Raw genomic sequence first — 20,230 nt, 5'->3', positions numbered from 1 at the left:
TCCGAACCGTTGGTTCTGTATTTTCTATGAGTGAGCGTGTCTCTGTTGTTGTATTTGTGGAAGCGGTCATCGGTGTGGTGTTCGGACTGTCAGTTTTGTCAGTTGTCAGTTATAGAGCGAGTTAACGCATAAGTGGGAATAAGGCTAACATACTATGAGATGTCCTGTCTGTGGAACAGATAATGCGCCTGGCGAAGATTTTTGTGGGAACTGCGGCCTTGCCCTGGATTCTACAAATGCGAATGCGCCAACCGTCATAACTCCTGTCAAAAGTGCCTCTCCGGTGAATACGGGGCCGACAGTAGTCTATCCAACCACGTCGCCCGGTATAACCGGAATGACGGGCGGCTCGGGAAAACTTGCACCAAATATGGCGCTACAGAATGGGCGTTATGTTATTGAAAAGGTGCTCGGTGAGGGGGGGATGGGTACAGCCGCGCTTGCCAGAGATACGCGTGTGGCAAATAAACGCGTTGTGGTGAAAGAGCTGATTACTGACAGCAGTGATCCCACAAAATTAAGTGAGGACGTTGACAACTTCAACCGTGAAGTTGCGACACTGGCGAGCCTGAATCATCCGTCGATCCCTGATGTTACTGACAGCTTTCAGGAGGGATCGCGCTACTTCATGATTCAGGAGTATGTGCCCGGTGAGAATCTGGAAGCGTATATTGATCGGTTGCAGAAGCCATTGCCGGAGCGCGAGGTTCTGACCTATGGTTTGCAGGTCCTTGATATCATTGACTATCTGGCACAACAGAACCCGCCCATTATTCACCGCGATATCAAGCCTGCCAATATCATTATTGGTGCGAGCAACAAAAAAGCACATCTGGTTGACTTTGGTATTGCGCGTGCGGATGTGAACAAGTATGCCAAGCGGAAGCAGACGTCGGCGTTGGGCACCCAGGGCTATGCCCCGCCCGAACAATATAGCGGCAATGCAGACACCCGTTCGGATCTCTATGCGCTTGCGGCAACCATGCACCATCTCCTGACCAATCGCGATCCGCGCAATTATCCGCCGTTTAACTTTCCTGATGCCCGAACGCTGAATCCACAGCTCTCGGTTGAGACGGAGAAGATGCTGAAGAAGGCACTGACCATCGATGCCAGCAAGCGCTATCAGAGTGTCGGCGAGATGCGGAAAGATATTCAGGATATCTTGCGCAAGAACTATAACATGGGACGCAATACCATGCCTCAGCGTGGGACGGCGACTCAGGGCGGACAGGCTTCCCGTCCAGCGGCCAAACAGCCTGTAACGCCGCCTCCGGTGACGCCACCTCCTGTGCAACCTGTGCCGCCGCCAAAGAAAGAGTCTCATTGGGTGCGCAATTCGTTGCTGTTGCTGGTGGTGCTCGGCGTGATTCTGTTTGCGATTATCGGGGTCCCGCGTCTGTTCCCTGCGAAGCAGGGGGCCAGCCCTGGAACAACCCCCACTGCGATCACGCAGACCGAACCCACCGCTAACGCGACTCCAACCCCCGGCGAAAAGAACGTCCTGGGTGTAGAGACGGTAGATGGGCAACTGATCGGGATCAGTGATGGCTCGACGGCCTTTGATCTGAATCGCCCGAGTGGTCCGGATAAGAAGGCCGCCGCGGAGAAGCTGAAGGCCGGAGATGTCAACAGCGCTCAGTCCCTTTGGAGAGCCGCGCTCGGGAAAGATAGCAGTGATGCAGAGGTGTTGATTAACCTGGAAAATCAGCGTGTGCTGGATTCTGGCAAGCCCTATGTAACGATTGTTGTGGGTACGATGCTGACCGGTGCAGCAGATAACATTCAGGCCGGGCGTGATCAGTTGCAGGGTGCCTATGTCGCGCAGAAGGAGTTCAACCAGAACAATGGGGCGCGTCTCGGTGGCAAGCTGGTTCGCCTGTTGATTGCTAATGGCGGCGATAGTGATCGCTTTGTGCCACAGGTTGCCAATCAAATTGTTGAGCTCGCTAAAAATGATCCAACCGTTGTGGGCGTGATGGGCTGGCCGTATAGCGCTCATGCACAGGCCGCGATTCGCGTACTGGGAAAAGCCCAGGTCCCGATGATTACCGGAACAGCTTCCAGTGATGATCTGACCGGCGTCTCTCCATACTTCTTCCGGGTCGCGCCATCTAATCAGGAACAGGCGAAGGTCGCGGCGAAGTACGCAAAGAGCAAGATGAACGCGAAGAATGTCGTTGTCTTCCAGGACCCTGCGAATACATATAGCCGCAGCCTGGCTGAAAGCTTTATGCAGGAGTTTCGGCAGGAGGGGGGCACGATTCTGGGCCCGGTTTCCTATACGCTGAAGGACGAGACCTCTATCAGTCAGGCGTTAGATGACGCGCTTCAGTTGAGCCCGGCACCTGATATGATCTACTTCGCGGGGTACTCCGATGATGTGAGTGTCCTTTTGAAGGATCTGCCTGAGAAGCCGAATACCCAGAACTTGCAGATCCTGGGCGGAGATGCGCTCTACAATCTGGGTGGCTATCCGGCAAATAACAGCGGTTTTAATCGGCTGCGCTTTACCGCATTTGCATATCCAGATGAATGGGATGTGCTCGGTCACGGAAGTCAGAAGCCGTCCTTCTATAAGGACTATCCAGACGCCTTTGACCCTAATCGGCGGCATCAGGGAAGCCCCTACGGCTTTACTCGTCCGGCCTTCAATGTGGTCCTGGGCTATGATGCAATGCTGGCTCTGCTGTCTGCATGTGAGAACGCTACTAAGGGTGGAACGAACACACTGACACCTGAGATAGTCAAAGATGCGCTGACTCAGATTACCGGGAACAAGGCCATTCAGGGCGCAAGTGGTCAGATTTCCTTCGGGGCAGATGGCAACCCGCTTGAAAAGCCTATTGTGATGCTTCGAGTCAACGAGCGCGGCCAGATTCAGATGGAATCGCAGCTCGGTTCTGGCAAGCTGTTAGTCGGTGAATAGCCAGCGAAAACAAAGAAGCGGTAGTGCCAAACAGCCTACCGCTTCTTCTTTTTGAGCGGATTCTTGATACGCTCCTGGATTTCGTCCAGCGTTACGCCTTCAATCTCCAGCGTTTTCTGACGTCCTGTTTCTCCTCGCACGATCTGAATAGAGCGTTTGGGCACCGCGAGGCTCTGTGCAAGCAGATCAATCAGCGCCGCGTTGGCTGCGCCATCAACTGGCGGCGCGGTCAGGCGGGCCTTAATCGTGCCCTGCTCCCACTCAAGGCTGTTTTTCCCGCTTCGGGGGATCACACGAACCGAAATGTACATACACTAGATGGGCAGGGCTTGCAGGATCAGGATCCTGATGATCTGAATGGAGAAGGCTGCCAGAAAGAACGAAAGGTCAAAGAAGCCAATTGGCTTAACAAAGCGTCGGAATGGCTCAATAAACGGGTCGGTGACATACGCAAGAAAGCGCACAATCGCGTAGCGCTCATCGATTTGAAACCAGGAGAGGAAAGCGCGCACGAAAAAGCAAATCATCAGGATGTTGAGCCCGATGTTTGCGATATAGTAGACGATCAGAAAGAAGATGCTCATACATTACTCCTGGACCGTTCGAACCTCAATAAAGGTGAGGCCGAAGAAATTGCGGCGGATGATCTCGGTAACGCGCACGCCCTGGAGATCTGGCAGGGTGGTAAAGTGGCGCTGGACATATTCACCAACTGGTCGGGCGGCGGCCCAACCGGCCAGCGTAGAGGCGGCCGCGGTTGCAATGCGGGTGCGGGTATTGCTGGAGGCGAAGCCAAGCAGTGTCCCGAGGGTCACCATTGTGACTCCGACGGCCAGATTGGTGCCGCAATTGGGATGAATCGCCAGCTCCGCTTCTCCTGCTTGCAGGCGGCGCAACGCTTCTTCAAGGGCGTGTCGTAGCTCTCCCAGGTCCACATCACCGAAGATAATGAAGCCGTTCGTATTGGAACGGGCGCTCACTGTCAGGTTCGGGACGCGTTGACTTAAAATGGTAATGGTCGCATGCTCAAGTGCATGGTTCTGGCGAATACGACGGCCAAACATAAAATCATCGAGTTGCATTCTGTTCCTCCTTGCACGATGCCTGTTGTCTGTCAATGACCGACATCGCCGCTAACAAGAGCTTACCGGGAAGGGCGTGCGCCGAAAATCGCTCGTCCAATTCGTACCATAGTTGCGCCTTCTTCAATTGCGACCTGATAGTCATCTGTCATGCCCATCGAGAGGTGATGCCAGGAATGCTGTGGAACGGCATCGCGCAGACGGTCACGAAGCTCGCGGAGCGCTCGAAATACCGGGCGTACCTCCTCGGGATTCGTAACCAGCGGCGCGACTGTCATCACGCCCTGTATATCCAGATGGGGGTATGCAGCGATCTCCCGGGCAACGCTCAGGCTCTCTTCCGGACGCATCCCTGCCTTTGAGGCCTCGCCTGCGATATTGATTTCCAGCAGGATAGGCAGGTGTTTTTCCCTGGATGCTGCCAGACGTTCCAGCACCTGAGCCAGATGAAGGCTATCAACGCTTTGAAGCATGTCAAATGCTTCGACCACTTTTCCAGCCTTGTTGCTTTGCAGGTGCCCGATCATATGCCAGTGAATCCCTTCCGGGTGAAAGGTCGCTATTTTCGGAAGCGCCTCCTGAACCCGGTTTTCCCCGAAATGGGTGAGCCCCTGCTGAAAAGCCAGTTGAACCAGTTCAACCGGCTTAGTTTTTGAAACGGCAATCAGCGTGATCTCTTCCAGCGGGCGGTTTGCCTTCTGGGCCGCTTCAGCGATTCTATTGCGAACTTGCTCGATATTGTGGGCAAGCTCTTCCGGTTCTAGAAACGATGATGAATGTTCTACCACAGTATACTCTCAAAATGTATCGGAATGTGTAATCGTTGCTGATGCTGATCAGTTGTAATACGCTTGATCGGGTACAGGAGTTGTGTGCCCTTTTCTCTATATCACATATATATTGTGCATACTGGCATAGATCAACGCATTCGTCAATATCGGGAAGAGAAAAGGTCATGATAGCTTGAAAGTACTCTTCAAAAAACGCTCGCTGTATTGGTTTTCTTTTCTCCTGTCTATCTGGCAAATTCGATCCCTGAGATCGGATACAGGCGTTGTGTGGCGTCATTGGCGTTCTTCGCTTTCGCCTGGATGCCATGAAGCTATACTGATATTATTTGAAATGGTATTGTACGCCTTGATATAAAAAGGTACACTGTATGATGAGATAAGGCCTCTTTCAGAATTATGTGGTGAGGAGGGTTGTAAGGGTGGATGCCTCACGAGAGAAGCTGCCTGTCCTGCTGCTTTTCCTGTTGCTTTGTGTACTGCTGGCTGCTTGCAGTGGTGGATGGGAGAAGACCGAAAAACCAAAGCAAGATCTGCACATGACCGGGCCTACGTCCTGTGAGACCGAACAGCGGCCATTTCAGGCCGGGATCTCGTATCCTCAATGGAGTGTAACAGGGTATGGAGATGAGCACTGGAGCAAGAGCCTTGCCTTGCTCAAGGCCCAGACAGGCGCGTGCTGGATACAGATGCCAATTCTCCTGACGCAGGAAACATTGATCTCCACTGACGTGTTTCAGGATACAAACGCGCCTGCTCTCTATTCCTACGCAGAGGGTGTCAGAGCGGCTCACGCCCAGGGGCTGCGTGTCTTCACAACGTTTCTACTGACGGTGAAGCGAGATAGAAGCGACTGGGCTGGAGATATTTATTTTCAACGGAAGCAGGATATAGGCCGCTGGTTTGAGAGCTACTGGCAGGCGATCCAGCCATATGTACAGGTGGCGCAGGAGGAGAAGGTTGAGCAGTTGGCGCTTGGAACTGAACTAGAATGGCTGGCGGCCCATGCCCCCGCTCAACTCTGGACTCAGTTGCTGGGCCGTGCGCGTGCGCTCTATACCGGCTCTCTGGTCTATGACATGAACTGGACCGGCTTGCAGGAGGAGCCTCCTGCCTGGATGAAAGATCCTGCTCTGACCACAATAGGTGTATCGGCGTATATGCCGATTCTGCTGGAACCCCGACCGATTCCACGATCACATCTCACACTGGTCTGGAAGCAGCGTGAAGGGGCCGCCCTTGACACCTTTGCGCGTCGTCTGGGCAAACCGGTCCTGATTTCAGAGATCGGGTACCGTCGGCATAGCGATGCACTTGCTGATCCCTGGCGTGTGCATAGCAAGGCTCCGCTGGATCCTGCATTGCAGGCAAGCGCCTGTGAGGCCGCGCTTCAGTATGCCCGCAGCAACCCGCGCATCAGGGGGGTATTCTTCTGGGCCTGGGATGAGGTAGGGGCCATGAGCTTGCGCGATCAGCCCGCAGCCATCGTTTTGCGCAACTGGTTTACCTCTCCTCCCACAACGCCTGAATCCGAAAGCGAGGGTCCTTTTCGTCTTGCCGGTTGCAGAGCAGCGAAACAGCGATGTCAGCCGGGTGATGTACAGCGTCCTTCCAATGGGAGCCCTACAGGAGAAGGATAAAGAGCATGATGATCCAACGAATGATAGCCCCTCGGCTCAAGATACCAAAGAAACAGACCTCGAATACCCTTGAGCACTATAAAGTATGGCTGGCAAAGCAGGCCGAGTGGGAGAAAAATCACGATCCGATCAAGGAAACCGAGGAATATCGCCGGGCTGCTGCACGGATTGTCAGGGTCAGAAATAAGAATGTTCAGGTATTTGTGCCGTTTCGTCCCGGCCTCTCCGCTTTTCAGGTTTGGAGCAGGTCGCAGATGGTTATCGCTTGTATGGTCGTTCTAGCCGGTCTGGCGGGTGTTTTCTTCTCTGGCCTCACTTTGCTCGTTGCGACTATTGCGCTGATCACGATTGTCTATGCACTGCATTTGCTCCTGAGTTTCTGGATGCTGGCACGAGTCGCCGGGCCGTCGGAGACCACAAAGGTTGATGAAATCCTGCTTCGGCAACTCAAGGATGTGGAATGGCCGCGCTATACGGTGCTTTGTCCACTCTATCGGGAGGCGACGGTTGTGCCGCAGCTCTTGCGGGCGCTCAAGCAACTGGACTACCCTGAAGACAAATTACAGATCTTGCTGCTGACCGAGGAAGATGATACGCAGACCCGGAGCGTGATTCGGGCGCAAGCCCTGCCACCACATTTTCACCTGGTAACGGTACCTCCCGGAGAGCCGCGTACCAAGCCTCGGGCCTGTAACTATGGCCTGATGTATGCGACGGGAAGCTATATCGTCATCTATGATGCGGAAGATGTCCCGGACCCTTTCCAGTTGAAGAAGGCGGTCCTGGCTTTCGCGCGCCATGACACCGAGGTGGTCTGTGTGCAGGCCAGACTGAATTGCTATAACGCGAAGCAAAACCTGTTGACGCGCTGGTATACGGCTGAATATTCGATGTGGTTTGATCTGATCCTGCCTGGTTTGCAGAAGCTCGGGTTGATGGTGCCGCTTGGAGGAACCTCCAATCATTTTCGGGCTTCGGTTCTGCGTGCGCTTGGCGGGTGGGATGCCTTTAACGTAACGGAGGATTGTGATCTCGGGTTGCGGCTGTCGCGCTGCGGGTTCAAGACGGTTGTGCTGGACTCTACTACCTATGAGGAGGCCGTTTCGCAGGGGGGGAACTGGCTCCGACAGCGCTCACGCTGGATCAAAGGCTACTTTCAAACCTACTTTGTGCATACGCGCTATCCGCTGACGCCGGGCCGGAGAGAGCTACGCAACCTGTTTTCGCTTCATCTGCTTATCGGAAGCGGTGCCTGCATGCTGTTTATCAATCCGATTATGTGGGCGCTCTTTTTGCTCTATCTCTTCTGCAAAGATCTTGTGATGCCTTTCTATCATACGCTTTTCCCTCTGCCAATTTTCTATCTGGGGATTTTCTGCTTTGCTTTTGGAAACTTTTTCTATGTCTATCTGTACCTGCTTGGTTGTGCCCGAAGGAAGCTGTACGCTCTGATGCCATGTGCCCTGTTGATTCCCCTCTACTGGGTTGGGGGGTGTCTGGCCGCGTTGTTGGCGCTTGGTGAACTGGTGTTCCGTCCGCATTACTGGCAGAAAACCACGCATGGTCTGCATCTGAAGGATGGGCAGAGTATCCAGGGCTACCCATCAGAAGAGCGAGCCTCGGCAACGCTCAAGCTGACCAGAAGCCGAACGGATTTTATCCTCCCGGTCACTGATAAGATTCTGCGGGTCAATCCACTGCCAATGATGTTGAACCGGATGTATGCGACGCTACAAACGTTTCCGTTGCCGGTCTTTACGCGGATGCAGGCCCCTGCCGCAGAGGTGAAGAAGCGACGCTGCTCTGATCACTGGCTCATGGTCGTGCTTGGTACTGCCAGTGTGCTGAGTATCGCGAGTTGTGGTTACTTCTTCTGGCGGCGACAGATTTTGCTTTATAGCGAGGCGACCATCCAGTTGCGGCTGGCGCACCATGCCTTTGAGAGCATTGCGTCCGGGCAGGCGTTACCGGCAGGGACGTGGTTTTCGATGCCCCAGGTTGTGATACTCCCTTTTATCTGGAACTCCTATCTCTGGCAAACGGGACTTGCAGGTAGCCTGGGCTCGATGCTTTGCTATCTCTGTACTGCCTGCTTCTTGTACTTGACGATCAAGCGCCTGACGGGCAGAAGCATTCTGAGCTATCTGGGCACGCTGTTGTTTCTGCTGAATCCAAACATGCTGTACCTGCAAGCGACGCCGCTTGCCGAAGCGGTGGGTATTGCCACCTGTACGACGACGCTCTTCTTTTTTCTGGCCTGGGTGCAGGAGCAGCGGCTGCGTCTCCTGATCCTCTCAGGGGCCTGCTCGTTGCTGGCAATGATGGCTCATCCTCTTGGGTGGGGCGTGTTTCTGGCGCTACTAATCTTGCTTGTCGTGATCGGAAAACTTCAGCGGCAGTCTTTCTCCTGTATTGGAAGCAACCTGTTGCTCTTCGGTCTGTGGGGCGTGTGGGGGCTGGTGCTCTGGGAATGCTGGAATCTAATCCAGGCGCGTAATCCGCTGCTTGAGCTCTCTCGCCTGGCTTTATTCCCTGTTGAGATGTGGCATACACAGGGCATCTCTCCGGCCTTTCACCATATCGGGATAGCATTGAAAATTGCTGCGTTCGCACCTGCGTTCTTTGCCGGGATAGTACCTGTGATGCTGGCCTGTATCGGTATCGTGCTGTATGTCAGGCGGCAGAAATTGACGCCGGTCACGCTGACGGTGCTGACGTTTGGGATTGTTCCTTTCGTGTTTCTGGTGCTGGCGCTCTATACAGGACAGCTTTTTATCCTCTTGCCCGATACATCTCATGCCTCGTTTCACAATGTGCGATTTGGCTCGCTGCTGCTGGTGCCTGTGGCGCTGTTCTGTGCGCTGTTCTGTGATAGTGTGAGGCTGGAACACTGGCGGCCCTTCTCTCGCATCATGTTAGTGATCTTTGCGCTGCTGATTCTGGGGCAGTCTGTGGCGCTTGCGGCTGACGGGGGCGTTGTGCTAGAGGAGCGGCAGCAGGGTCAGACGTGTGAACCTGTGCCCCTGGTGTATCGCTACCTGGAGCAGCACTACAACGGAGGCATCATATTACAACGTCGGCCTGACCCGCGCCTTTCAACTATTCAGCGGCGCAACCTGCTTGATGAGCGCTCGGGCCTGCGGTGGAAGCAGGCGCTCCAGGAGCCGGAACGCTTTGCTGAGTGGGTCGTATATGATGGAGGCATGAAGGCACTGGATGTGAAGAGCGCTCGCTTTCGGACGCACTATCTGTTGCTGGTGCAGGATACATCGGGGATGCAACTGTTCTACAAAAAGGGAGGGCCGTCGCTGCATCATGTTGCCCGGGTGGTCGAGCAACCATGCCCTGAGCATCAGCATTAGTTTCCCTGTCTACTTCACGTAGGTGGACGCCTCCTGTTCCCTGGGGCGGCTCACCTGATGCCTCTGCTGGAGATACCGCCGGACGTGAGACGGCGGTATCTTTTTTCGGAGGATGTATTTTTGACACTCCCCGGGCCGAAAGAGTTGGGAATGCTTCTTTCAACTCGCATCCGTGCGCGTCGCAATAGCATGATGCCCTCCTGTCCAGAAGTCTTTGACGAGGTACAGTCGTTGGTTCCCTGTCTGCCTGATGGGACCTGTTCATGAAAAGGATTCTGACACAGGTGAGGTCCACTACCAAGTGACATTCGTATTCTCTGCCCAGAGGGAGCTGATGCACCATGAGCTCAAGCCTGGGACTTTCTGTCGCATTTTTGGTAATATGTAAAGATGTGGTGAGTGAATGTGTGTGTGCATAATCTGAAGATCAGGAGCGTGAGACATGGCCCTTTATGTAGATGGCGCCTACCTTGACGAGATTGAACAGGTTGCCGCTGTGCTACCAATCGCGGGAGTGACGACGAATCCGACCATTCTTTTGAATACGTGGAAACGTGGGCAGCATCTTGGAGCGCGGGAGCTCTTGCAGCAGCTTCTAGAGCGTGTGAGCGGCGATATCTTTATGCAGCCCTCTATTGCCAGCGAAGAGGATGGCTATCGTGAAGCAATGGGCTACATTGAGATCGCACCAGAGCGCATCTTACCAAAGATTCCGCTGACCCAGACCGGCATGAAGATCGCAATGCGATTGAAAAAGCAGGGGGTCCGTCTGGCGTTTACGGCTGTTACCTCAGTTGCGCAGGCGTATGCAGCAGGGTTGCTTGGTGCTGAGTTCATTATTCCCTACTATAATCGGATGCTGCGTAATGGTATTCAGCCTGCCGAGCGTATCAGTTGTATGGCGAAGATCTTTCAAGATCAGCAGTTGCCGACGCGTATTCTGGCGGCCAGTATCAAATCATCGGTTGAGGCGGCGCAGGCGCTGGCAGCGGGTGCACATGATCTGACAGTCCCTCCCGAGGTTCTACTGACAATGGTCACCGAGCCCGATACCGAAGAAGCGGTCGAGCGCTTTGAGAAGGATAGCAGCGAGCTACGATCGCTCTAGTTCAGGAAGGGGTGTGGGTCAGGATGCGCTGTTCTGACCCACCCTGTTCACGCAGGACGGAGCATGATCGTGACCGGAAAGCGGCCCGTCTGCCCGTTCTCCTTGCGATGTGAGAAGAAGTCAGCCGTGTTACAGCCGGTACAGATGTTGGCCGCCTCAATATGCTCCGGACGCAATCCAGCCAGGAGCAGCAGACGGCGATGAGTCTCTTGCAGGTTCAGGCGCAAGCTGTCGCGTCCGTTTTCCTGCACGATCCCAAAGGAAGCAGCTTCCCGAAGAAGTGGGCGGAACCGCTCCGCAATGGGGTCCTCGTCAAAGTTTGCCCGTCCCAGAAAAATGGCACGAACCTCTTCTGAAACCTCATAACAGCACTCTCCGATCGTCGGCCCGATCGCGGCGTGAATATCTTCAATGTGGCTGCCAAAGCGCTGTTGCATCGCCTCAATAGTGGTCAGGGTGACGCCACGAGCCGTGCCACGCCAACCGCCATGTGCGATCCCGATGACGTGTTGAACCGGGTCATAGAAAAGCAGGGGAGTACAGTCGGCAAAGGACATCGTCAGCGCCATGCCCCGGGTTTGTGTGATAATGGCGTCTCCTTTTCTGATCGTCTCGGGAGTCCAACCGGGCTGGAAATAACTGGCTGAGGACCAGTCAGAGCGCCAGGGTGCGTCCGGCTCATAGACATGAACATCAGCTCCGTGGATCTGCCAGAGCGTCACACAGGGCGAATCGGCGATATCAAGCGCCTCAAGTACCAGCCGCCGATTCTGTAGAACGTTTTCAACGGCATCACGTTTTTCTCGTAAGATAGAATGGGTTGTATTCAGGCTGTGATAAGGTGCCGGGCTGGTGCCACCGTGACGGGTAAAGACGCCGTGAACAAGCTCGGGGTACGCGGAAAGATGGTGAAATTGCAAGAACCGGAGTTGTTGATAGTGCTGTTCGATCAAGATAGTATCCTTCTTTATCAAGGTGGTCGAAATGGAGAAACTGTATGCTTGATTTTATTCTAGCATATAGAGGATGGGTAGCATAAGAAGGGAGTGAGGAACGGAGCCTTATTTCCTCACTCCTGAAGCTTCGTTATGTTCCTACATTGCAGCTCTGGGTGTCCGCTCCCAGTTCAAAAATGCGGTTAATCAACGGCTGGATGTTCTCACAATGCGGTATCACAACGTCCTGTTCCAGGCCGCCAATGCTGTAATCAATAACCTTGTCCCAGTGGCCATAGTTCTCTTTCCCTTCGCCCGGGCCAAGCGTCAGGCGCTGGATTTTCTCTGCGGTGAGCGTGCGTCCGAAATTGGCAAAGTCCAGCATCTCTTGCTCGCTCACGTTGGTGTAGACCTTCCCTTCGAGGTCTTTAAGAAGCTCTGGAAGCTTGTTCAGCAGGTCGAGGCCGTTGAGCTTCTTTTGGAGTGCTGTCAGTACCTGTTGCTGGCGATAGGTGCGTCCGATATCGCTGATCAGGTCGGCATGCCGCGAGCGCACATATTCAAGTGCCTCACGCCCGTTCAGGTGCTGAGGACCGGGTGCGATATAGAGCCGCTTGTATGCGTTCTTGTCTTGCGTGTGGACCTGCTTGTCCATATCATCCGGATAAGTGTCGTCAACAATGGGATGTTCAACCACAATATCGACGCCTCCAAGCAGGTCGATGACGTTGGCAAACCCATCAAGGCCGATCCATCCGTAGCGATCGATTTTAATGCCGTAGTTCTTTTCAACTGTCTGTTGTGCCAGAGCCACGCCATCTTCAAAGCTATTATTCTGGTTTGCACCGAGCAAGAAAGCCTGGTCTATCTTATGCATTCCATAGTCGTTGGGAATCGGAACCCAGGAATCACGAGGGATGGAGAGCATCGTAACCTTGTTTTGAATGGGATCGATACGTACAACCATCATAACCTGTGTCAGGACCGCAGGGAAGGTGTATTTTCTATCGTTATCGCTGCCAAGAAGAAGCAAATTCCAGGCTCGCCCTTGAATGCTGCTGAGTTGTGGTTCTGGCGTTTGCTGTTGCCCCGGCTTATTCTTAGTAATGGGTCGATAGAATTTGGTGAGTGGATCATGAATGTTCTGATAATAATACCAGTATCCTACTCCTAATATGGCGCCGAAGAGGACCAGAAACGCGAGAAAGATCGTCAACGCAATGCGTACCGGGCGGCGCTTGCGCTTCTTTTTTGTGCCCGGCATCTGGACGGTTGGCGTTTGGGAGAGCTCTTCGCGCCTCTGCTTGTCTGTTTCTTCTTTTGTTGTGGTTGCGGTCTCTGGTGGTGTATCGGGTCCCTCGGTTGACTGTGGCTCGGCAGGTGGCTTCTCTTCTACCGGCTCGCTAGATTGATTGTTTTGAGTATTTTGATCGGTCATAAATCATGCATTCCTGATAAGTATCTCAAAAAAGTATAAAGTGTCCGGGGGCCAGAGATAAAAGAAAAAGGTATCTATCAGAAGAGAGTGCTTCTGGCGGTGATTTGTTCCGCCGGGTTGCCGTATTTTCTCCTCCTGCTGTCTTTTTGCCGAGTATACTAAAGAAGGAATCGTTTGCTATGGGAAGATTGTACCATATTTAGATGTCCGTGATACAATGGTCTGAATAGATGACAATGTATCGCTGTCCCCCGGCTCGTAGCGAGAAAGGATATGGTCTTATGGATCTTGAACATATTCAACAGGCCTTGCGCGATGAGAAGATAGATGGGTGGCTCTTTTATGATTTTCGCAAGTCAAACCCGATCGCCTATCGGGTCCTTTCGCTCCCATTGAATGCTTTCTACTCGCGACGCTGGTTTTATTTTGTCCCGGCTCAAGGAACGCCAACAGCTATTGTCAGTGCGGTTGAGCCGCATGTGTTGAACGATTTGCCTGGAGAGCATCGTGTTTTCCGTACCTGGCAGGATTTGCATGCTCTACTAAAAGATACGTTGCAATCGTCCAAAAAGGTTGCAATGGAATATTCGCCCATGAACGCTATTCCCTACATTGCCCGTGTTGACGCTGGCACGGTCGAACTGGTGCGCTCGGCAGATGTGGAGGTCGTCAGTTCTGCTGATCTGTCACAATATTTCGTTGCTTGCCTGAATCCCTGGCAGATCGAGACGCATCGTATAGCCGGCAAAACGCTGATCGCGATAAAGGATAAGCTCTTTGCAGAACTGGGTGAGGATCTGCGCAGGGGGCGTGAGCTTGATGAGTATACGGTGGTGCAGCGCTTTGGCGCGATGCTTGAGGCGGCTGGCCTGAATCTGTCGCAGGGCTTGCCCCATGTGGCGGTGAATGCGAATGCCAGTAACCCCCACTATGAGCCGACGGCGACCACTTCTAGCCCGATCAAGCGCGGCGACCTGATCCTGTTCGACTTCTGGGCAACCACGCGAGATGAGGGCGCGATTGTCGCCGATTATACCTGGATGGCCTTTGCCGGAACCAGAGACGAGATTCCCCGGAAGCAGCGCGAGGTCTTCGAGGTTGTGAAGCAGGCACGTGATACTGCTGTTGCCTTTATCAGGGAGCGTATCGCCGCCGGAAAGCGCGTCCAGGGGTGTGAGGTTGACGATGTTTGCCGTGCCGTGATTGTCAAAGCGGGGTATGGCGACTACTTTGTGCATCGGACCGGCCATAGTCTGACCACGGCCACGCATGGCGAGGGGGCCAACAATGACAACTATGAGACACATGATAGCCGCTCTCTGTTGCCTGATACCTGTTGCACTATTGAGCCGGGCATCTACCTGCCAGAATTTGGAGTGCGCAGTGAAATTGACCTGATTATTGGCAAGAATGATGTTGAAGTAACCGGGGTTCCTGTCCAGGAAGAAATTGTGCCGCTTCTCTCATAAAGACCCACGAGAGGCCGACTTCCAGTCAGGAATGTCGGTCTCTTTTGTTTTGGATGGGGAGACATGCCGATCATTCTGAAAATACAACCAACGTCTGGGTATGGCGTATATAAGGTAGCAGCAGTCAGGATTGATAAACACTGCATCATAATAGCGTGAGTTGATATAATCAATCGAGAGTTCACCGTTTGGCTTTGTTGAAGCCACAGGATGGAGGCACCAGACTATGAGCGAGCGCAACACCGATCCCTATCTGCATAACTCAGGCCATACACCTTCGGATGATAAAAACGCGGATAAGACATATGCGGGCTCAGCTTCAAATTCAGAGAATCGAGGCTATTCCTGGCCAGATGATAAAGCGCAGCAAGATGAAATTGAAAAGACGATAGATGATATTAAACGTATGGTTGTTCAGGGAGCAAGTGAGGCTCAACAACGCATCAGGCGGGTGGTCGATAAAGCTGGCGATTACTGGCAAAAGATTCAGGAGCAACCCACTCCCCGGCAAGCGAACACCGTAGAAGAGCAGCGCCTGCGTCAACTGCTCAATATGTGGAGTAACGAAAACTGGCGTATTGCTAAAGACCTCGGTTCCTATGCGGAGTTGCATACCTGGGATAGTGGCGAGGTCTGGGAGGCGACATTACAGACGCGCTGGGAATCGCGGCAGATGGAGATTGTCAGCGAGCCCTACACCGGGCAGACTGTTGGTGCCCCAAAGCCGTTGCTCCCTGTCTGGGATTATGAGCTTCCACAGGTTGTGGGGCTGAAGCCGCCTCAGACACGCACTCGTCTGGAGAACATGGATGAGATTGTCTCGTGTACGAACTGCAATGGAACAGGGCATGTGCTCTGTGCCAATTGCACCGGGCGCGGGTGGGTGGTCTGTCCCGATTGTAAAGGACGAACGAAAAAGCGCTGTACTACCTGTCGGGGTCGTGGCTATATTGCTGATACCGAGCCCGGTGGCACAAAGAAGCCGTTCTTCAAGCGGCAGGCTGAAGGTGTGTCTCGATCGATCTCCGGGAAGTTCTCCGATCTCTTCGAGGGCATTCGACAGAAAGGTGTGCCGATTCCAAATCCGATAGATTCTGATCCCGCGGAGAAGGGACCGACGATTCCCTGTCCCGACTGTGTGAAAGGCGAGATGCCCTGCACCTGCGGCAATGGCAAGCGTGTCTGTGAGACCTGCGAAGGCTCACGGATGATGCTATGTAAGAACTGCAATGGGACAAGCAAGCTGGTGCGACATCGCGAGATCGCCCGGCGTTTTGACCTGCGCACCCGTACCGAGATCATCGGTCAGACCGATATACCCGCACAGCAGTTGCTGAAGGCTGGCGGTGATATTGTCTTCAATACCGAGGTCAATGAGCCTCTCTATGCCGCTGCTCCGCCAGATGGTGTCCCTGCTGAGGTATGGAGCACGGTCGTCAATATGGTCGATTCCGAAACTCGCCAGGGACGGGAGCGCTCTGGAACGGAGCCACAGTTACAGGCTCGCCCCACGCTTCAGGTGATTGAGCTGGCGCGTATCCCATACACGCGGGTCTTTTATCGCTTCGGCGATCATGATTACGTTGTGTATATCTATGACAGCGAGGGCAGTGAGAAATTCTATGCTGAGCAATTCCCGGCACGATGGGATAATATCGGACGTCTCTTCAAGGCAATCACGGCTGATCTGACAACCCCGGTGACTGTCCCAAATCCTGATGATAGCAATCGCCCGACCGGCGGCTATCGTGTTCCGGTAGAGGTTCCGCCCGAGGATCCCAACAACCCGGATACCTTTGACGAGCATGGCGGCAAGAATCCTTATCGCTATAAGTAGGCGCGAAACGAACCGTTTTGCACCTTCCAGCGAGAAGAGCGGATACCCAGAGATGGGCGTCCGCTCCTTATTTTTGGGGGGACGCGTGACGCTTTGCCTGTAAAGACGATAGTTATTAACGAATTATCGCATGCGAAGCCTGAGAAGGTAAGGAAACCTCTTTTTTATGCAACAATCGTTATCTGTTCATGATATGAAAGCCGCTGATCTCTATCAAAAATATTCTGTTAACTTATTTGCATATTTACGGCTGCATCTTGCCTCACGTGAGGATGCAGAAGACATGCTGGTAGAGATTTTTCTAGCAGCGCTCGAAAATGAAAAATTGAAAGATCTAGGTGAAGACTATCAGCGGCGTTGGCTCTGGCGGGTCGCTCATAATAAAGTGGCCGATTACTATCGGTCGAGAGAGAAACGTCAGGCGGTTGCCCTGGAAACGGTCACTGACTCGATGTATGAAGATGAAGAGCTGGCTCCCGAGCGGCTGGCCGAGCGTGGGGAGGACTATGCACGGCTCTATGCTCTCATAAGACAGTTGCCTGACATTCAACGCCGTGTGCTTGAATTGCGCTTTGTCCAGGGGATGCGTTGTCGGGAAATCGCTGAGCTTGTAGGAAAAAGAGAAGGAAATGTGCGTATGTTGATTTCGCGAGCGCTGAATCTCTTACGGGCTTTATATCAAGAGGCCAGAAGGGAGAACGGACAATGACAGAACGACACAGAGAATTTGATGCCGAGCACATAGATGAGCAGGTGGAAGAGCTGCTTCGGGCCGCATCAGAACCAACAACGTCAGAGGACGTCGACCAGCGCTTTGTGTATGATCTCCGGGATATTCTCGCCTCGTATGATGAGGATCAGCGTTCGGTCGATTGGGCCTGGTCTCGTATCGCGAGCCGAATGGCGCAGCCTGTATCACAATCACGCATACAGAGAACAAAACGCATGCGCCGAAGCTGGCTTGCAGATCTCAGAAAAGTGCCTGTCCTGCGGTTCGGAATCCTGGTGGCCGCCTGTTTGCTTCTCCTGCTGGTGAGCAGTGTCGCGTTTGCTCTCTATCAGGCGAAGCAGAATCAGCACCTGTCCCGGACAGCGGAGATACCGCCCTCTCAAAAAGGTGCTACACCCACGCTGGTTCAGACCTATGCGACTTCGGAGGCACCGGTGTACTCGCTTGAGTGGTCACCAGATGGGAAGCACATTGTCGCCGTGATTGGTGATACCGTCAAAAGCTGGAACGCGCTGACCGGGTCCGATGAGAAGGTATACCCGCTTCCGAGACTGCAAGGAGCGATTACGGATGTCAGATGGTCGCCAGATGGACGCTTGATCGCGGCTGGCACTGGAAGTCAATTGGTCATCTGGAATGCCGAGAATAGACAGGTCGTCAGAGTCCTCGGCGCTCAGCTACCAGGCTCAGATCAGCTGATTGGCTCGATTCTCAACCTGAGCTGGCTGCCGGATGGAAAGTCGATAGAGGCGCTGGTATCTGTCGAGGGCCAGATGTTGACCCAGATGTTTGTGATCTGGCATGTAGACGATGGTGCGCAACAGCGTGTAGTGTCACTCAATGGATTTGCGACCTCCGTCGCGTGGTCTCCTGATAGAAGTCGGATAGCAACCGAGCAGAACGGCAAGATGATGATCTGGAATGCCAGCACGCTTGAGAAAGTTGCGTCTTATGATGCGGTGGCTTCGCTGTTTGCCTGGTCTCCGGATAATCGTTCCCTGGCGCTGGTGGTCCCTGGTCGGGACCAGCATCGTCAGGTGATTATCTATGACGCTCAAACCGGGGCTCAGAAACTGGTCTATAGCGGATACGGCAACGTGAATGATATTGCGGACCTTGCCTGGTCGCCTGATGGCTCGCGGCTTCTCTCCTCTGCCTGGTTGAGCCTGTATATCACAACGCCGGATGGACAGAACACAAGGTCGACCGGGCTGCGCAGCGAGTTTTGTATCTGGAATGTGGTTGATGGGACAACGTTGTATACCTCGGCGGAACAGAACCAGTTTTTAGGGGCGCTGGCCTGGTCGCCTGATGGTTCCTTCTTTGCGGTCGGTGAAAGCTTCTGGGGAGGTGGAAAGAGTAAGGAACCGCTGGCTATTCGGATCTGGAAGGTATCCTGAAAGCAAAAGGAGCCGGGAGGAAGCCCCCCCGGCTCACGCTGTACTACTGTCCCTGATTCAGGGTCTGAGTGAGATGGTCGACCAATTGAGAGCGATCAACCTCAACCTGCTTGCTCTCAAGGTCGGACTCTTCTGCTTGCATGTTCTTCAAAATGACGGCGTTGCGCGTCAGCTCATCCTCCATGATCAGGACTGCATAGGACGCATGTGAATTATTGGCCTGCTTGAGCTGCGCTTTCCGGCTGCGGTCTCCATAGCTCATCTCGGTTTTAAGACCGGCATGGCGCAACTGGGCCGTGATCTCAACCGCGGCCTGTTTGAGTTCTGGCTTGCGGTCAAAGTAGACCACAAAGACCTCAGTAGAGCGCTCTGGGGGCGGCTCAATCCCCTGACGCTTCATCTCATTGATGATACGCTCAATCCCAAGCCCAAAGCCAATCCCGGGTGTATGTGGGCCACCCAGGAGTTCGGCAAGGCCATCATAGCGGCCACCGCCATTGATCGCCAGCTTATCCTTTTCGTTGGTGAACTCGAACACGGTACGGGTATAGTAATCCAGACCACGGACGATCAATGGATCGTGGACATAGGGCACACCATAGGCGGTGAGATACTGTTTCACGGCGTCGAAATGGGCCTGACAGGCTTCGCAAAGATGCTCGGAGATTTTGGGTGCCGCGGCAATTTTCGCCTGGTCCCTGGGATCTTTACAGTCAAGCATGCGCAATGGGTTCTTGGTATAGCGCACTTTACAATCATCACAGCAATCGTCCAGTAGCGGGCGATAGTATTCCTTCAGCAGCTCAACATACTGCGGGCGGCAGTTCTGATCGCCAATGCTGTTGATAGAGGCACGGATGTGTTTCAATCCCAGGCGGGTAAAGAGTTCATGAAGCAGACCGATGATCTCGGCGTCAAGCGCTGGATCTTCTTCTCCGATGGCCTCACATCCGAACTGATGGTGCTGCCGATAGCGCCCGGCCTGAGGACGTTCACGACGGAACATCGCCATATCAAGATAGAACAGCTTGACTGGCTGAGGGAGCTTGAACATGCCATGCTCAATATAGGCACGCATCACGCTGGCCGTTGCCTCCGGGCGTAGTGTGATGCTCTGGCGGCGTCCCTCTTTGTCGGGGCGATCGTCAAAGGTATACATCTCTTTCGTCACGATGTCGGACGATTCGCCGGATGTGCGGCGAAAGACGGCTGTCTCTTCAAGCAGAGGCGTATCAATGCGGCGATATCCAAAAAGCGTGGCAACCTCGGTCGCTACCTGCTCGAAGTAGCGCCAGTAGGGCTGCTCATCCGGCAGAATATCGCGAAAACCCTGTAATGCTCGAAATTGTTCTGGCATAACGATCTTATCTCCTCCAAGCACTTTGCGAATAGAGCTATTATAGCAGATTCTTACATGACTGTAGAGACATCGCAGACAAGAATATCACAACTTTCTTACAATCCAGTACAACACGTTGAAAAATGCTGAAACGTGAGACCTGAATGTGTGCT

The 20,230-nt window shown here is 53.6% G+C and carries 15 protein-coding genes; 8 read left to right on the top strand and 7 right to left on the bottom strand.

Annotated features, from left to right (window positions below; all coding sequences use genetic code 11):
* Positions 1-154 precede the first annotated feature (154 nt).
* Positions 155-2,929 carry a protein kinase domain-containing protein gene (locus tag EI42_RS05065; protein ID WP_111319422.1) on the top strand — a complete coding sequence of 925 codons (2,775 nt, stop codon included), beginning with the start codon at positions 155-157 and terminating at the stop codon, positions 2,927-2,929.
* 35 nt (positions 2,930-2,964) lie between these two features.
* On the opposite strand, the gene EI42_RS05060 is transcribed toward EI42_RS05065, so the two are convergent.
* The 4 genes from EI42_RS05060 to EI42_RS05045 all read right to left on the bottom strand — a co-directional run bounded on the left by EI42_RS05060 (position 2,965) and on the right by EI42_RS05045 (position 4,799).
* Positions 2,965-3,240, bottom strand: coding sequence for a DUF167 domain-containing protein (locus tag EI42_RS05060; protein ID WP_111319420.1), 276 nt, complete (start codon positions 3,238-3,240; stop codon positions 2,965-2,967).
* A gap of 3 nt (positions 3,241-3,243) precedes the next feature.
* On the bottom strand, positions 3,244-3,513 hold the full coding sequence (locus EI42_RS05055) for a YggT family protein (protein WP_111319418.1): 270 nt from the start codon (positions 3,511-3,513) through the stop codon (positions 3,244-3,246).
* A gap of 3 nt (positions 3,514-3,516) precedes the next feature.
* Positions 3,517-4,011, bottom strand: coding sequence for a DUF6391 domain-containing protein (locus EI42_RS05050; RefSeq protein WP_111319416.1), 495 nt, complete (start codon positions 4,009-4,011; stop codon positions 3,517-3,519).
* A gap of 62 nt (positions 4,012-4,073) precedes the next feature.
* Positions 4,074-4,799, bottom strand: a complete 726-nt coding sequence (locus tag EI42_RS05045) for a YggS family pyridoxal phosphate-dependent enzyme (protein WP_211326018.1) — start codon at positions 4,797-4,799, stop codon at positions 4,074-4,076.
* A gap of 422 nt (positions 4,800-5,221) precedes the next feature.
* On the opposite strand from EI42_RS05045, the gene EI42_RS05040 reads away from it, so the two are divergent.
* From EI42_RS05040 to EI42_RS05030, 3 genes are all read left to right on the top strand, one after another.
* Positions 5,222-6,439, top strand: a complete 1,218-nt coding sequence (locus EI42_RS05040) for a glycoside hydrolase family 113 (RefSeq protein ID WP_111319414.1) — start codon at positions 5,222-5,224, stop codon at positions 6,437-6,439.
* 5 nt (positions 6,440-6,444) lie between these two features.
* Complete coding sequence (locus tag EI42_RS05035; protein WP_111319412.1) at positions 6,445-9,801, top strand: glycosyltransferase; 3,357 nt, start codon at positions 6,445-6,447, stop codon at positions 9,799-9,801.
* Between the two features lie 442 nt (positions 9,802-10,243).
* The gene (locus EI42_RS05030) at positions 10,244-10,909 is read left to right on the top strand and encodes a transaldolase family protein (protein ID WP_111319410.1); all 666 of its coding nucleotides are present in this window, start codon (positions 10,244-10,246) and stop codon (positions 10,907-10,909) included.
* A gap of 47 nt (positions 10,910-10,956) precedes the next feature.
* Here EI42_RS05030 and pgeF read toward each other — a convergent pair whose 3' ends face one another.
* Together pgeF and EI42_RS05020 are read right to left on the bottom strand one after the other, a co-directional pair.
* The gene (gene pgeF, locus EI42_RS05025) at positions 10,957-11,862 is read right to left on the bottom strand and encodes a peptidoglycan editing factor PgeF (protein ID WP_170142357.1); all 906 of its coding nucleotides are present in this window, start codon (positions 11,860-11,862) and stop codon (positions 10,957-10,959) included.
* A 133-nt stretch (positions 11,863-11,995) separates the two neighbouring features.
* Positions 11,996-13,282: an LCP family protein gene (locus EI42_RS05020; RefSeq protein WP_111319406.1), complete on the bottom strand. Its 1,287-nt coding sequence runs from the start codon at positions 13,280-13,282 to the stop codon at positions 11,996-11,998.
* 281 nt (positions 13,283-13,563) lie between these two features.
* On the opposite strand from EI42_RS05020, the gene EI42_RS05015 reads away from it, so the two are divergent.
* The 4 genes from EI42_RS05015 (at position 13,564) to EI42_RS05000 (ending at position 18,718) form a co-directional block, all read left to right on the top strand.
* Complete coding sequence (locus EI42_RS05015) at positions 13,564-14,751, top strand: M24 family metallopeptidase (RefSeq protein WP_170142356.1); 1,188 nt, start codon at positions 13,564-13,566, stop codon at positions 14,749-14,751.
* 226 nt (positions 14,752-14,977) lie between these two features.
* Positions 14,978-16,588, top strand: a complete 1,611-nt coding sequence (locus EI42_RS05010) for a DnaJ-like cysteine-rich domain-containing protein (RefSeq protein WP_111319402.1) — start codon at positions 14,978-14,980, stop codon at positions 16,586-16,588.
* 166 nt (positions 16,589-16,754) lie between these two features.
* Complete coding sequence (locus EI42_RS05005; protein WP_111319400.1) at positions 16,755-17,297, top strand: RNA polymerase sigma factor; 543 nt, start codon at positions 16,755-16,757, stop codon at positions 17,295-17,297.
* Complete coding sequence (locus tag EI42_RS05000) at positions 17,294-18,718, top strand: WD40 repeat domain-containing protein (protein ID WP_111319398.1); 1,425 nt, start codon at positions 17,294-17,296, stop codon at positions 18,716-18,718. Before EI42_RS05005 ends, EI42_RS05000 begins: the two co-directional genes overlap by 4 nt.
* A gap of 43 nt (positions 18,719-18,761) precedes the next feature.
* Here the strand turns inward: EI42_RS05000 and hisS are convergent, their stop codons facing one another.
* Positions 18,762-20,075 (bottom strand): histidine--tRNA ligase, encoded by a 1,314-nt coding sequence (gene hisS / locus EI42_RS04995; protein ID WP_111319396.1) that lies wholly within the window; start codon positions 20,073-20,075, stop codon positions 18,762-18,764.
* Positions 20,076-20,230 lie beyond the last annotated feature (155 nt).

The sequence above is a fragment of the Thermosporothrix hazakensis genome (assembly GCF_003253565.1).
Lineage (GTDB): Bacteria > Chloroflexota > Ktedonobacteria > Ktedonobacterales > Ktedonobacteraceae > Thermosporothrix > Thermosporothrix hazakensis.
The sequence above is the reverse complement of the archived record's forward strand: the minus strand, read 5'-3'. Positions and strand labels throughout refer to the sequence as shown.